13 protein-coding genes are annotated in these 14,174 nt (G+C 43.8%); 10 read left to right on the top strand and 3 right to left on the bottom strand.

Going from position 1 to position 14,174, the window contains the following annotated elements:
* The first annotated feature begins 1 nt into the window (after nt 1).
* On the top strand, nt 2-226 hold the full coding sequence (locus EGN73_RS06900) for a hypothetical protein (RefSeq protein ID WP_219288452.1): 225 nt from the start codon (nt 2-4) through the stop codon (nt 224-226).
* A gap of 197 nt (nt 227-423) precedes the next feature.
* On the opposite strand, the gene EGN73_RS06895 is transcribed toward EGN73_RS06900, so the two are convergent.
* Nucleotides 424-786 (bottom strand): DUF3127 domain-containing protein, encoded by a 363-nt coding sequence (locus EGN73_RS06895; protein WP_219287811.1) that lies wholly within the window; start codon nt 784-786, stop codon nt 424-426.
* 397 nt (nt 787-1,183) lie between these two features.
* Here EGN73_RS06895 and EGN73_RS06890 point away from each other — a divergent pair, with 397 nt between their 5' ends.
* Together EGN73_RS06890 and EGN73_RS06885 are read left to right on the top strand one after the other, a co-directional pair.
* Nucleotides 1,184-1,786, top strand: coding sequence for an RNA polymerase sigma factor (locus EGN73_RS06890; protein ID WP_219287810.1), 603 nt, complete (start codon nt 1,184-1,186; stop codon nt 1,784-1,786).
* On the top strand, nt 1,761-2,003 hold the full coding sequence (locus EGN73_RS06885) for an anti-sigma factor (RefSeq protein ID WP_219287809.1): 243 nt from the start codon (nt 1,761-1,763) through the stop codon (nt 2,001-2,003). The genes EGN73_RS06890 and EGN73_RS06885 overlap by 26 nt, the downstream gene beginning before the upstream one ends.
* Nucleotides 2,004-2,043: 40 nt before the next feature.
* Here EGN73_RS06885 and EGN73_RS06880 read toward each other — a convergent pair whose 3' ends face one another.
* Nucleotides 2,044-2,901 carry an alpha/beta hydrolase gene (locus EGN73_RS06880; RefSeq protein ID WP_219287808.1) on the bottom strand — a complete coding sequence of 286 codons (858 nt, stop codon included), beginning with the start codon at nt 2,899-2,901 and terminating at the stop codon, nt 2,044-2,046.
* A gap of 177 nt (nt 2,902-3,078) precedes the next feature.
* Between EGN73_RS06880 and nth the strand changes: the two genes are divergently transcribed.
* Genes nth through EGN73_RS06865 form a run of 3 tightly spaced genes read left to right on the top strand, consistent with a single transcriptional unit; the run spans nt 3,079 to nt 6,772 of the window.
* Nucleotides 3,079-3,765 (top strand): endonuclease III, encoded by a 687-nt coding sequence (gene nth / locus EGN73_RS06875; RefSeq protein WP_219287807.1) that lies wholly within the window; start codon nt 3,079-3,081, stop codon nt 3,763-3,765.
* A gap of 2 nt (nt 3,766-3,767) precedes the next feature.
* Complete coding sequence (asnB, locus tag EGN73_RS06870; RefSeq protein WP_219287806.1) at nt 3,768-5,552, top strand: asparagine synthase (glutamine-hydrolyzing); 1,785 nt, start codon at nt 3,768-3,770, stop codon at nt 5,550-5,552.
* Nucleotides 5,549-6,772 (top strand): glycosyltransferase family 4 protein, encoded by a 1,224-nt coding sequence (locus EGN73_RS06865; protein ID WP_219287805.1) that lies wholly within the window; start codon nt 5,549-5,551, stop codon nt 6,770-6,772. Before asnB ends, EGN73_RS06865 begins: the two co-directional genes overlap by 4 nt.
* Here the strand turns inward: EGN73_RS06865 and gldB are convergent.
* Nucleotides 6,738-7,757, bottom strand: coding sequence for a gliding motility lipoprotein GldB (gldB, locus tag EGN73_RS06860; protein WP_219287804.1), 1,020 nt, complete (start codon nt 7,755-7,757; stop codon nt 6,738-6,740). The two genes, EGN73_RS06865 and gldB, sit on opposite strands and share 35 nt — an antisense overlap.
* Before the next feature lie 159 nt (nt 7,758-7,916).
* Between gldB and EGN73_RS06855 the strand changes: the two genes are divergently transcribed.
* The 4 genes from EGN73_RS06855 to EGN73_RS06840 all read left to right on the top strand — a co-directional run bounded on the left by EGN73_RS06855 (nt 7,917) and on the right by EGN73_RS06840 (nt 14,173).
* A complete protein-coding gene (locus EGN73_RS06855; RefSeq protein ID WP_219287803.1) occupies nt 7,917-9,275 on the top strand; it encodes a fasciclin domain-containing protein in 1,359 nt (452 codons plus the stop codon).
* Nucleotides 9,276-9,291: 16 nt separating this feature from the next.
* Nucleotides 9,292-10,299, top strand: coding sequence for a radical SAM/SPASM domain-containing protein (locus EGN73_RS06850; RefSeq protein ID WP_219287802.1), 1,008 nt, complete (start codon nt 9,292-9,294; stop codon nt 10,297-10,299).
* A 151-nt stretch (nt 10,300-10,450) separates the two neighbouring features.
* Entirely contained in the window at nt 10,451-13,087 is a 2,637-nt protein-coding gene (locus EGN73_RS06845) for an SLBB domain-containing protein (protein WP_425515020.1), read from the top strand.
* A gap of 3 nt (nt 13,088-13,090) precedes the next feature.
* Entirely contained in the window at nt 13,091-14,173 is a 1,083-nt protein-coding gene (locus EGN73_RS06840; protein WP_219287801.1) for an exopolysaccharide biosynthesis protein, read from the top strand.
* The last annotated feature ends 1 nt before the right edge of the window (nt 14,174 follow it).

Below are 14,174 nucleotides of genomic sequence, written 5' to 3'. Positions count from 1 at the left end.
CATGGACTTCAACAAAATCATCAAGTTCAGAATAGGTTCAGAAGACTGGGAAATACCTTTGGGCACTCTACTCCTCTTACTGATCATTACTTTGATCCTGATGATTGGCGGAGCGTATATGGGATTTAAGTTTGGGGAAAGACAGTTTCCGGAAGGAAAGCCAATTGGAGTGTTGGGAAGCTTTACTATTGATAAACCCACTATTATGAACCTCGTCTCTCTTTAAGAAGTAATCAGTTTTTTTATCAAAACGATCTGACCGAGATGATAGTAGCTGTGTTCGATAACCCCTTCTATTTTCCTCTCCATACGGGTTTAAGATTTGGTTTTGATATATTATTAAAAGCTCTAAAAATAACAAAAAAAAGATGCCTGGAAATTACCGGCATCTTTTCATTCCATTCTTTTATTCCTTGACTCCCCTTAGAAAGGCAATATATCCTCCGAACTATTGTCATCAAATGTAGTCACGTCCGGAATCTGATTCGATGAACTGCTTGCTTTTGCTCCCGGGGTTTCTGCTCCTTGTTTTTCGATTTTCCAGGCCTTCACATCCGTGTACCACCTGCCGTTGTATTCCCTGCTTTCAATGTCAATGCTGGCATTGACCTGATCTCCTGCTTTGAGTTTGAACTGGTCTATGCTATCCCCCCATATCGTCAGGCATACCTTTTTGGGATAATTTCCTTGGGTTTCGAGGATTACTTCCTGTTTCCTCCATGTACCGTTTCTTCCTTGTCCGTTGATTTCAGGATTTACCTGAAATACTTTTCCGCTTAACTCCATATATTTTTTTATTTGATTTCTATCAGAATAGCGAAGGTAAGAAATTCGTAAAAAACGTCCCCGGCATATCCGGATATTTCAGGAAAATTCATCCAATTGCAATTATTTTCCAATTGGGGGCAATAAAAATTTTATGCGTCGTTTGAGAAACACTTTGGACTTTTTCATATTAGTATTTTGTGAAAAAAGACATATCCAAAATTAAATTTTTATTTTTTACGGAATAGTACAAGTACAGGATGCAAATCATTTTTATTTAATAGGGAATTTCAAAAAAATCCATCAATCCTTTGCATGATTCTAACCGAATCTATACATTTGATTCGCACGAGTTAAATGTTTCACCCTAATTCTTATACTATGGCATAAACCTCTACGTTATTAAAATTCAATTTGTATGAGCAAAAGGATTGGTCCTAAGGACTCTGAACTGATCAAGCAGTACAGGAGCGGAAATGAAATCGCATTTGAAAAACTGGTAGAAAAGTATAAATCAAAAGTATACACTACTATCTACCTTATCGTGAAAGACCAAGGCGTGGCGGAGGATTTGCTCCAGGATGTATTTGTAAAAGTAGTCCACACCCTTAATTCCGATGGGTATAACGAAGAGGGAAAATTCCAACCATGGTTGATGCGAATAGCACACAACCTGGCCATAGATTACTTTAGGAAACGTAAGCGCTATCCAACCATCATCATGGAAGATGGCGAAAATATCTTCAACACACTCAAGTTTGCTGAAGAAACCATAGAAGACCATAAAATCAAGGAGGACACCCTTGAGTTGGTCAGAAAGCTTATTGATGAACTGCCTGAATCCCAAAAACAAGTCCTCATTATGAGGCATTACATGGATTTGAGCTTTCAGGAAATCGCCGAACAAACCGGCGTGAGTATCAATACTGCACTTGGTAGGATGCGCTACGCCCTGATCAACATGAGAAAAAAAATGAAACAATTAAACGTTGCCTATGACAAAACCTTTTACCCCAAATGACCTGATAAGATATGTGTATCAGGAAATGAGTGAGGGCGAAAATGAGCAATTAGTGCAGGCCTTGCGCGAAGATGGAACTTTGATGCAGGAGTACTTGGAAATGCTGAGCACAATCGAACAACTGGACGAACTCATTTTAGAACCTTCCGAAAAAGTAGTAAAGGCCATTCTCAAGAATGCCAAATCTACAGGACTCGAAAAAATAAAATCGTTTTAGATTAACGGTGACCTGAAAGCCCAAAGCTTTCAGGTTTTTTTTATGGCATATTCTCCTGAATAAACCCCTCTACTTCTATTAGCAAATCTCTATACGTTTGCTCAGAAAATCCATGCCCTTTCCCTTCATAATACCTGCTGAGAAAGGGAACCCCATTTTCTTTCAATGCCTCCTCCAAATCACGGCTCTGCTGAACGGGCACCACCGTGTCCGCTGTACCATGAAAGAAAGCAGTAGGAACCGATTCGCTGTTTACGAAATTCAGCGGTGAAGAATCCAAATACTTTTGTCTATCCTCTTGAGGGCTTCCTACTAGCGCCTGAAAAAGCAAAGGTGCAAGTGCATTGGAGGTCAACATACCCAAAAGGTCTGTAGGAGGAAACAATGCAACTGCGACTTTGACCAAACCATTGCTGTTGTTTTTGTAGGCATGCAGTAGGGACAAATGTCCTCCGGCCGATGCTCCGGCCAAGACCAGTTGATCCGAGACATTCCATTCAGACAATTTGGACCGGATCAAGTCCAAAGCGGATTGAATGTCCTCTTCTTGGGATGGAAATCTATTGGCTCCTGTACCCAAATCAAACAATCTGTAGTTCAAGGCCACGTAAGCATAATCTTCTTGGGCCGCTTCAAACCAGGGCTTGAAGCTGGAAAACTCATCCTTGCTGCCATCCATCCACGAGCCTCCATGCACCCACACCAGCACTTTTGTATTCGCCCTTGACCTACCTGCAGGAAGATAAACATCCATTTTCTGCCTGGCATCAGCCCCATAACTGAAATCCAATATTTCCAATGCCTGATTGGTATCCAGTACGGGATCCAGGTCCCTTTCACAGGATTGAAATAGCAAAGCAAAAAGAATTAAAAGACTAAAAATTTTGAGATTTTTCATAATTGAAAGAGATTGAGCACCAAACGGAAAACGAAAATGCTTTATTCTTGTTTTAAAATTTTGTAGGCTTGACAAAATCCCAGGGCAAGTTAACCTCAAAATCTATTGGCAAAAATTTAAAACGAACTTCGAATTCCCAATCTGGAACCAGACCCGAAATTCAAAAAATCCGAAGAAATGCTTAAGAAAGAGAGATACGCTGCTTTTATCCAACATTTTTCTGAAAATATGCCAGTGGCAGAAACTGAACTTGAATACGAAAATCCCTATCAGCTTTTGGTAGCGGTGGCGCTTTCAGCACAATGCACAGACAAAAGGGTCAACCTGACCACTCCGGCCATATTCAGGGATTTCCCTACCCCCTATCATTTGGCCGCCTCTGATTTTGATGAGCTTTTCCCCTATATCAAATCCATTTCCTACCCCAACAACAAAACCAAGCATTTGCTGGGAATGGCCAAAATGCTCATAGAAGACTTTGGCGGAGAAGTTCCCTCCACCGTGGAAGAACTGGTAAAGCTTCCCGGAGTTGGCAGAAAAACAGCCAATGTCATCACCTCCGTCGTATGGAACCAACCCAATATGGCCGTAGACACGCATGTGTTCAGGGTCTCCAAGAGACTTGGACTGGTCACCCAAAACGCCAAAACCCCACTGGAAGTGGAAAAACAATTGATCCGGCATATTCCCAAAGAACACGTGCACAAAGCACATCATTGGCTCATTTTACATGGCAGATATGTATGCCTGGCCCGAAAACCGAAATGTCTGGAATGCACCATCACCTCTTTTTGCAGGTATTTTGAAAAAAACAGGGAAGCCATTCTCGACGAACAAAACACCGGCTTGGCTCCAAAGAAATAAAAATGTGCGGTATCAATGTCATCTTGGGGAAAACACCCAGCTCGGAATTGCTTATAGAAAAAATGATGCAATGCACCGCCCACCGCGGTCCTGACCACTCCGCTTGGGTAAAGGTTAGCGAGCAAGTGTTCTTTGCAGCCAACAGGCTTAAGATCCTGGACCTTTCTGATGACAGCAACCAGCCCTTGTGGACCCAGGAAAAAGATGCTATCCTGATCTGGAATGGTGCTTTGTACAATTATCAGGACCTGCGCAACCTGCTGCTAGACCTGGGCTACAGGTTTTCTACCAATTCCGACTCAGAAGTACTTCTCTACTGGCTCAAACATCATGGAAAAGAAGGAATCAAACAGCTAAAGGGCATGTTTTCCATTGCTTTTGCTGACCTAAATAAGGAAACTGTCCTGATCCTCAGAGATCCTTCAGGGGAAAAACCGCTGTACTTCAGACAATCTCCTGAAGCTTGGCTCTTTTCCTCAGAAGCTAGGCCACTTACTATTGACCAAAAAACCCAAATCGATACAGACCAGTTTTTGCCCTATTTCTACCAAAGAGCAACATTCCCTGACAGAAGCTTCTTCAAACAAAGTGTTCAGGTATTGGCAGGCACTGGAATGACCTTTGATTTGAATGGAAAACTATTGGAAAAATTCTCTTGGAAGCATGGCGTGGAAAGCCCCTCAAAACCGGGAAAAGATACTTTCGAAGAATTGCTTAAAGATGCTGTCCTGAAGAATTTTCATACCGAAAGAAGGGTGGGTACCATCCTCTCTGGCGGAGCTGACAGCAGCTTGATCTATGCGCTTTGGTATGAAGAAACAGGCGAACCAACGCCAACCTATACGGTCACCTTTGAAAACAAGAAGAGATCAAAATACAGTGACCCGGAATACACAAAAAAACTGGGAAAAAAATACCCTACGCTGTCAAATGAAGTGTTTGTAGACTTAAATAAAGTAAAGAGCAACTGGCAAGCTTACATTTCCTCCCTCGATCAGCCAGTGGGAGACTCAGCTTCTTTTTTGACATGGATCACTGCCAAAGAGGCTGCTCAAGACACTCAGGTCTTACTCTCCGGTGCCGGAGCTGATGAACTCTTTGGTGGCTATAACAGGCACAGGGCATATTTAAGCTACCTCAATAATGCAGGAGTCTGGAAATTTCTGAAAAATACCGGCATATCTTTTCTGCTTCCATCCGCCTATCAAAAGATGATAGAAAGTATTTCGGCTTCTGAAATAGACACGTTCATACAAATGTCAGCATTACAAACTATCCCACAGAACCACCTTCAAGCCTTTCGTGGATGGTACCCCAAAAGCAACTCACCCTATAAAAATGCGCTGGAATGGGACAGGACCTATTACCTGATCAATGACATACTCAAAATCCACGACAATGCCTGCATGGCACATGGTGTAGAAGGCCGGGCACCCTACTTGGACTATGAGCTGATCAGCCTGACACAGTCCTTAAGTGAAGAGGAGCACATCCGTCAGGCAGGAAAAACTTGGATCAAGTCCGCTTTGGAAAATCGGGGTTTGAAATTTATCGCAAAAAGGAAAAAGCTGGGTTTTGGCCTTCCCTTACAGGAATGGGCTCATGACAGCGCATATTTGGATTGGATTTTTCCCCCTATCAGGAAAATGAATGAAAAGTGGGGGAGATTTTTCCCTGAAGAAATGAGAACTTTGTCCAAAGAACCCCATAGCGCAAAAGGCCGTCAATACTTACAGCTGTGGAACCTTTTTGTCTTGGCATCCTGGCTGGAGATACATACATCATGAGAATAATCTATGTACATCAATATTTTGTCACTCCCCAGGAAGGAGGGGCGACCCGTTCTTACCACCTGGCTAAAGGCATGGTACAGCATGGCATGGAGGTGGACATGATCACCAGTCACAACAAAGGCTATTACGATCTCAGGATCATAGATGGTATACGCGTTCATTACCTCCCTGTATCCTACAGACAGCAATTTGGCTTCTTCAAAAGGATCCTGGCATTTTTTCTTTTTGTAAATGCCACCAAAAAATGCATCCGGAAACTGCAGAGGCCGGATCTTTTTTACATTACTTCAACCCCACTGACCACTGGATTGATAGGGCTATGGGCAAAAAGAAAACTGGCCACTCCGTTTATATTTGAAGTGCGGGACCTGTGGCCGGAAGCCCCTATACAGCTCGGAGTATTGAATGCCCGCTTATTGAAAAAGGCAGCTCTCCACCTGGAACATAAAATCTACAGACATGCCCTCAAAATAATTGCTTTGTCCCCAGGAATAGCTGAAAGCATCCGCAAGAAAAGTCCATCTTCCAATATTTCCATCATTTCCAACTTTGCTGACATAGACACTTTTTTCCCCATGGAAAAGAACAGCAGTACCCTACAGAAATTCGGATTGAAAAAAACCTTTACCATTGCTTATGCCGGCGCAGTAGGCAAAGTAAATGCCGTGGAAGAAATGCTGGAAATCGGTAAGATGGCAAAGGACAGGCAAAAAGACTTTCAATTTGTAGTGATGGGAGAAGGTTCGGAATTGCCGACATTGAAAGAAAAATCGAAAAAGCTGGGATTGACCAACTTTGTATTTTTGCCCTTTGGGAATAAAAAACAGGTAAATGACCTCCTCTCTTGTGCAGACATGGCCTTTATTTCGTTCAGCCACTTTCCAGTATTAAAAACCAACAGCCCCAATAAATTCTTTGACGCTTTGGCTGCAGGCAAAGCCATTTTGGTCAACCACAAGGGCTGGGTACATGACCTGGTCAAAGCAGAAAACTTGGGAATCTATTTTCCTCCACACAAAATCTCCGAAAACTTCGATAAGTTGGTACAATTGTCCGAAAACCGGGAAGCACTTCAATCCATGCAGTCCCGGTCCAGAAACCTCGCTCAAAGGTATTTTTCCAAAGAAACAGCCATCAAGAGACTGCTATCGGTCATTGATGAAAAGCATTACGGCAAAATCACTGATGACGGGGTTTATATCCTGACTGCCTGAAAATCTTGTCTGCATTGCGCTCCATCATCAGCTCGGCAAGACTGAATTTGTTATTAAAGCGGTAGTCATCGACTATGTTCCAACCCAGCCATCTACCTATCCTTCCAGGGGCATCCGGGCTGATTTCATCCGTGGCCGGTGCTTCTCCTGTGTATTTTCTGATTTCAAATGGATTGGTTTCGAAAAACAGGTCTTCTTCTACAAAATGGGCCCAAATAAATTCCTCATTGGCAAAACAGGCCGCTATTTCTTCTTCGGTGTAGCCTATAATGTACTTGTCTGAGGTACAGGGCAAAATACTTTTGGTAAAGTGATAGGCCTTCCCGTAATAGATCATCTCTGCCAAAAGTGTGCTTTCACGCATATCCGTCTCATTGAATACCGCAGAAATCGCAGTCACCACGTTGGGAACAATATAGTCTTTCTGATAGCGCTTGGCAATGTACAAAGGCAAATCCGGTGGCTGAAAACTATGTGTCTCAGGAAGGTAATAATCCAGGCCTATAACCAAAATATCCTGATCAATATAAATGTCAGAAGCAAATCCACTCACAAAGGTGTATACTTTGGGCACATTGAATTCCGGAAAATAATACTTGATGTATTTGAAGGCATTCTCTAGGTCCTTCTCAAGCTTCCCCACATCAGAAAAATTATTCATGACTTCCTGGTAAAGCTCCCGCATCAGGCTATCCTCATTCGCCAAAAGAATCTCATCCGCCAACTCTTCAGAAGATGCATAGCTATCTATAAAAAGCATGCGTTCCGCAAACTTAGGATGGGCTTCAAACAGCCTTAGGATGGTCTCTTTATCATGGGCTTCAAAAAATGCTTCTTCCAGTCTTGTGATGTTTACTTCCAGGTCCTGATCCAATATATCCTCATCCAGCTGGCAAGTCTCCGGGGATCTTTTGCACGACACTAGAACAAGCCCCAATAGGGCATAAAGCCAAAAGTTTTGGTACAAACACTTTATTCTTTCCATAGACTGATTTTTCTGAAAGGAATTACAATATTATAGAAGTATGTTAATGATATTCCAATTTTCAGGATTTTTAACCCCTTTTCTTACAAATGAAAACCTCGGAAAAGGCAATAACCAAACTTATCCTTAGTTTTGTATGAATACTATTCCAAACGAAAAATGGATTTTAAATTGCGTTTTCTTCCAGTTTGCCTGTCCTTCATTTTAGGATCATTCCTGTTTTTTTCCTGCAATATAGAAGGTGATTTACCTCCACAAAATGAAGTCAACCTTTTTGCAACCGCAGAAGACATCCCTGAGCTTTCCATATTTTCCGAAGCAGTTGGCCTGGCCCTCTTGTCGCAGCCCTTATCAGAATTAGGTCCATTTACTGTTTTTGCCCCCAGCAATGAGGCTTTTGAAGCACTCTTCCGTGAAGTGGGGGTCAGTAATGTCCGTCAGATTCCAGCAGACGTATTGCAAGGCGTGCTACTGTATCATATCGTCAGTGGAAGAATACTTTCCAAAAACATTTCTTCAGGAAGCTTTCCTACATTTTTGCCTGAAACCTCACTAACTATAGATGTCAACGGAAGCACAATACTCATCAACGAATCCACTTCCATCATCAGAAGGGATATAGAAGCAGAAAATGGAATGATCCATTTAGTGGATGAAGTACTCTTTCCTCCAAGCAATACCATTATGGAGGCATTGGAATCCAATGGAAATACCATCATGGTACAGGCACTGATTGCAGCTGGATTGGCAGAAACCCTTGCTTCCGAGGGTCCTTTCACTGTTTTTGCCCCTAGCAATTCTGCCTTCGAGCGCTTTCTGGAAGACAACCTTCTGACCGGTACGGAATTCATTGAGTCTCCACTTTTGGATACTTTCCTGAGCTATCACGTGGTGGACGGGCTTTTGCCTTCCCAAAATTTCACTGTGGGTCCCAGAGAAACCAGAGTGGATCTACCCATTTACTTTTCCGAAGCCATCAATGGCAACCTTTGGCTGAATGGCATCGCAGGAATCAACAATACCAATATCAATGCCGACAATGGAATCATACATGTGCTGGATTATGTATTGACTCCGCCTACTGAGAATATGTTGGACTATCTACAGAATACCTCTACAGCATCTGATGCTGAATTCAGAATTCTTGTACAGGCGGTTCAGCTGCTGGGCTTAGAAGCCGACCTGCAAGGGGGAGTAGATGAAAACCTGACCCTTTTTGCGCCTACAGACGCTGCTTTTGAGAACCTGTTTGATGAATTGGGCATAAATGGCTTGGAAGATCTGGACCAAAATACCCTAAGGGACATCCTGCTTTATCATTTGGTTCCGGAAAGGTTGTTTTCCCAGGATCTAAGAGAAGATGAACCACTTCAGACCGCATTAGAAGGAGCAAGTCTGGAATTAAATATTGCTGATCAATTGGTAAATGAAGCCAACCTATTGCCTGACTTCCTCAATACCCTCTTGCTTAATGGGGTGATCCATGGAATAGACGCAGTATTGCTGCCTGACGAATAATAAAAAGCCTCTTAGGATGTGGAAAAACAAAAAGCATGTGGCATCTGCTTACCTAAAGCACCTTACCTGGCACAAGCTGGGCAATTACTTTTTGCTGTGGGCCTCTTTCCATTGGAGTAGATGGGTCAAAAAGCCCGTACTGTGGGGAATGCCTACCACCCTGTCCATTGAGCCTACTACCAGCTGCAACCTGAGATGTCCGGAGTGCCCCAGTGGACTACGTAGCTTTTCCCGACCTACGGGCATGATTGACATAGACCTATTTAGTTCTGCCATAAACCAATCAAAAAAGCACCTGAGTTACCTCCACCTTTATTTTCAGGGTGAACCTTACCTACATCCCGGATTTTTGGAAATGGTAAAGACAGCAGACCGTGCAGGAATCTTCACTTCCACTTCCACCAATGCCCATTACCTCAATGAGGAAAATGTCAATCAAACTTTAAAGTCCGGTTTAAAACAGCTGATAGTCTCCATGGACGGAATTTCGCAGGATGTCTATCAACAATACCGCATCGGTGGCTCTTTGCAGAAAGTCCAAAAAGGCTTAAGTCTCTTGCTTCAAAAGAGGCAGGATTCCGGGCAAGCATATCCCAGAATCACACTTCAGTTTTTGGTGACAGGACAAAACGAGCATCAAATACCAGAGCTACATCAATGGGCAGAAGAAATCGGAGTGGACGAAGTGGAGCTCAAAACTACACAGATTTACAATTTTGAAAATGGATCCCCACTCATTCCAAATGATGAAAAACACTCCCGGTATGTGAGGACAAAAGAAGGTAAGTGGAAACTGAAAAAGAAGCAGGAAAACAAATGCTGGAGGATGTGGCAAGGTGCGGTATTGACTTGGGATGGCAAACTGGTACCCTGTTGCTTTGACAAGGATGCCAGCCACAGCATGGGAAATCTACAGGACAAGCCCCTGGCAATGATCTGGAAAAGCAGGAAATACCAGGAATTCCGAAAGCAACTATTGACCGACCGCAAACAGATTGACATCTGTAAAAACTGTACCGAGTAAGCTTGCCCACCGATATTTAGTTCTGCTCCTATTTCTTTACAGCTCGGAATAATTATCTTTACGCTGATTTTCTTCTATTTTAATAAGAAAAAATGCCATTTTATGCATCAGGATATGACCTAAGGTGCGTTTAGAAACAGGCTTTATGTATATGACAGCAATCCAATCATTCAATCCCAAATTGGCCTATAATATCCCCCAATACCTGATTTTCTGCATTGTTGCCTGCTTTCTGGTGTTGGCGCTGCCTCAGAAATCCACTGCCCAAAGCATGGCGGATATTGCTTCTGTAAAGGTAGATGAGCTCAGCGACAGCCAGATCAGAGAGTTGGTTAAAAGGGCCGAAGAGTCGGGTATTTCAGATGTCGAGCTGGTGCAGATGGCAAAGCTTAGGGGCTTGCCGGAGGCAGAGGCCGAAAAACTTGAAAGAAGGATCCAAGACCTGCAGCTCAGCAGCACGTCTTCCAGAAGCAGGGCCACCGCTTCCAAAAGAGAGCCTAGAAGACAGGTGGACCTATCGGAAATCAGCCGCAATTTATTCCAATACCAAAGAGATGGTTTGGCCGATTTGGAGGACAGACCTAATGAAATCTTTGGATCAGACCTTTTTTATAATAAAAACAGAAGGCTCAGCTTTGAGCCTAACCTGAATATTGCCACGCCGAAAAACTACGTCTTGGGACCTGGTGACATGGTCTATGTGGATATCTATGGTGAATCTGAGCAATACTACGAAGCTACCGTCAACCCTGACGGCTTTATGATTTTGGACAATATTGGCCCGGTCTCTGTTTCCGGAAAAACCATAGAAGAAGCCACCGGAATCATCAGAAACAGGCTGGCCAACTACTATACTGGAATTCGGGGAAGCAATCCAAGCACTTTTGTACAGGTCACACTGGGCAATGTACGTACCATTCAGGTGCACCTGGTCGGAGAACTGAGACTGCCCGGCACATTTACGCTTAGTGCTTTCAGCACAGTCTTCAATGCGCTTTATGCGGCAGGAGGACCCAATGAAAACGGCTCCATGAGAAGCATCAGGGTAATAAGGAACGGAAACCAAGTAGCTAGCATAGACATTTACGACTTTTTGGTCAACGGAAAAACCAACCTGGACTTCCAGCTTCAGGATCAGGATGTGGTGTTGGTAGATCCATTCATCGCGAGGACCAGCTTGAGGGGAGAGGTCAAAAGACCCAAAATATTTGAGGTAAAAGAAGGAGATTCATTTGAAGACCTGCTCAGATATGCGGGCGGATTTACAGATGAAGCTTTCAAAGACAGGGTCAATGTCACTAGGATCAGTGGTGGTGAGCGGGCCGTATCTGATATTTTCAACAGCCAGTTTGGTCTCTTTTTGGTAAAAGGAGGAGACGAATACTATATCGGAAAAGTCTTGGATAGATTTGCAAACAGGGTTCAGATCAAAGGCGCAGTTTTCAGAGAGGGGAATTTTGCCCTCACAGAAGGACTTACCCTTGGCCAACTGATCAAAAATGCAGATGGAGTAAGAGGAGATGCCTTCCTGGATAGGGCCAGTATCCTGAGAACCTATGACGACCTTAGCACAGAGCTTATTACCGTCAATCTAAGAGATGTACTCAGTGGCAGTACAGCCGATATCCCTCTCAAAAGGGAAGACGTCATCCGCATTTCCAGCATTTATGACTTGACCGAGGAATTTTATGTACAGATCAACGGTGAAGTCCGCAATCCCGGCACCTATCCTTTTTCCAAAAATATGTCTGTGGAAGAGTTGGTGCTGATGGCCGGAGGCTTGAGGGAAGCTGCCAATGTCAAGGATGTGGAAATCGCAAGAAGGTCAAAGAATGCAGATGCCGGAGCATTTTCCGAACTGCTTACGGTACAATTGAATGAAAACCTGAGCCCTCAGGCTGACCCGACTCCATTGCAACCCTTCGATATGGTGATCATCCGTAGAAAGCCGAATTTTGTTTTGGACAAATTGGTACAAGTGGAAGGACAGGTCAATTCCCCGGGAATATTTTCTGTAAGGTCTGCTGAAGAACGTATTTCTGATGTAATAGCACGTGCAGGTGGCCTGACCCGTTTTGCATTCCCAAAAGGGGCCACATTGATCAGAAGGACTGAATTTTTTGATACAGAATCCGAGCAGATCAGAAGGCAAAGAAACCTTCTTGACCTTCAGCAGAGGCTTTTGATGGACCCCAACAATACCGAGGCACAGGAACTGCTAGTAGAAAGACTCTTCAGAAATCTGGAAAACACACCTGAAAACAGAAGAGAAGGGGAAGCAGTGGCGGAATCCAGAAGAGACTTGATCACAGGCATCGCAGAAAGACGTCCTGACCTCGCCCCAATTAGAATCAGGGAGACTGAAGCTGTGGCCATAGACCTGGAAGCAATCATGAGAAATCCCGGCTCAGACCTTGACCTGATTCTGGAAGAAGGAGATATCATTTCCGTACCAAAGCAGCTTCAGACCGTACGCCTCCGTGGTGATGTAGTCTATCCTGCTACGGTAAGATTTGAAAGGGAAAGGGGAATGAAATATTACATCAACAGGGCGGGTGGTTTTGACAACCGGGCAAACAGGAAAAGAACCTACATCGTCTATGCCAATGGCGAGGTAAGAAGAACCAAAAGCTTCCTGGGAATCAGGGCCTATCCTTCCGTTTCTCCGGGATCTGAAATCATTGTACCTACCAAAGGACCTAGAGTTCCTGTAAGACCGGGTGAGTTGGTAGGCATCGCCACCGGTCTGGCTACTTTGGTATTGGTCATCACCCAAATTACACCTTGACAAATGGCGGATCAAAGACATATTGTAGACGATAAAATCACCCTCAGGGAAGTAGTCCTGAGATTCAGGTATTGGATTGCTTTTTTCTTGGGAAAATGGAAGTTATTGTTCCTCGCGGGTCTGATAGGACTGGGACTGGGAGCCTTGGCTTCGGTCCTAAAAAAACCAGTGTACCACGCCGAAACCACTTTTGTGTTGGAAGAATCGGACATGTCGGGCTTGGGACAGATGTCAGGGCTGGCTTCCTTGGTAGGGGTCAACTTGGGTTCACTGGGATCTTCCAGCGGGCTTTTTCAGGGAGACAATATCATGGAACTGTACCGCTCGGACAATATGCTGGGAAAAACACTACTGAGTCCTTTTGATGATCAATCCCTATTAATTGACAGGTACATCAGCTTTCAGGAGTTGGATAAAAAGTGGAAAAGAAAAGTCGACCTTACAGCAATGGACTTTTCCAAGCCAAGGGAAAACTTCACCGTAAGCCAGGATTCTGTCCTAAAAGAAATCTCCAAACTGATCAGGGAAAAGCAGCTTTCTGTAGAAAAACCCAACCGAAAACTTACAATCATTCAGGTCAATGTCTCCTCTAAAGACGAAAAGTTTGCCAAAGTATTCAATGAGACGCTGGTAGATAAGGTCAACAGCTTCTACTTTGAGACCAAGACCAAAAAGACTGCCGAAAACCTGGAAATTCTCCAATCCCAAGCTGACAGTGTTAGAAAAATTCTCGACCAAAGCCTGGCAGCTTTTGCCAGCAGTACAGATAGGGTGCCCAACCCCAACCCCCTTCTGCAGGCAGCCACAGTCGACGCAAGAAAGAAACAGGTAGATGTGCAGGCCTCTACAGCCGTATATACCGAAATCGTCAAAAATCTGGAGATTGCCAAAGTAAACCATCGCAATAACTCCCCCCTTATCCAGATCATCGACACCCCGGTACTTCCGCTCAAAAGGTCAGAAATAAAATTAGTGAAGGGAATGGTTTTGGGAGCTATTGCAGTGGGTTTTATCGCTTTGCTTTTCCTTTATTTCGGAGAATTGTACAGGATACATGTAGAAGAAAAACAAGGACAGGAGATTTGAA

Source organism: Arthrospiribacter ruber, assembly GCF_019343195.1.
GTDB lineage: Bacteria > Bacteroidota > Bacteroidia > Cytophagales > Cyclobacteriaceae > Arthrospiribacter > Arthrospiribacter ruber.
This window is presented reverse-complemented; position numbering and strand designations above follow the sequence as displayed.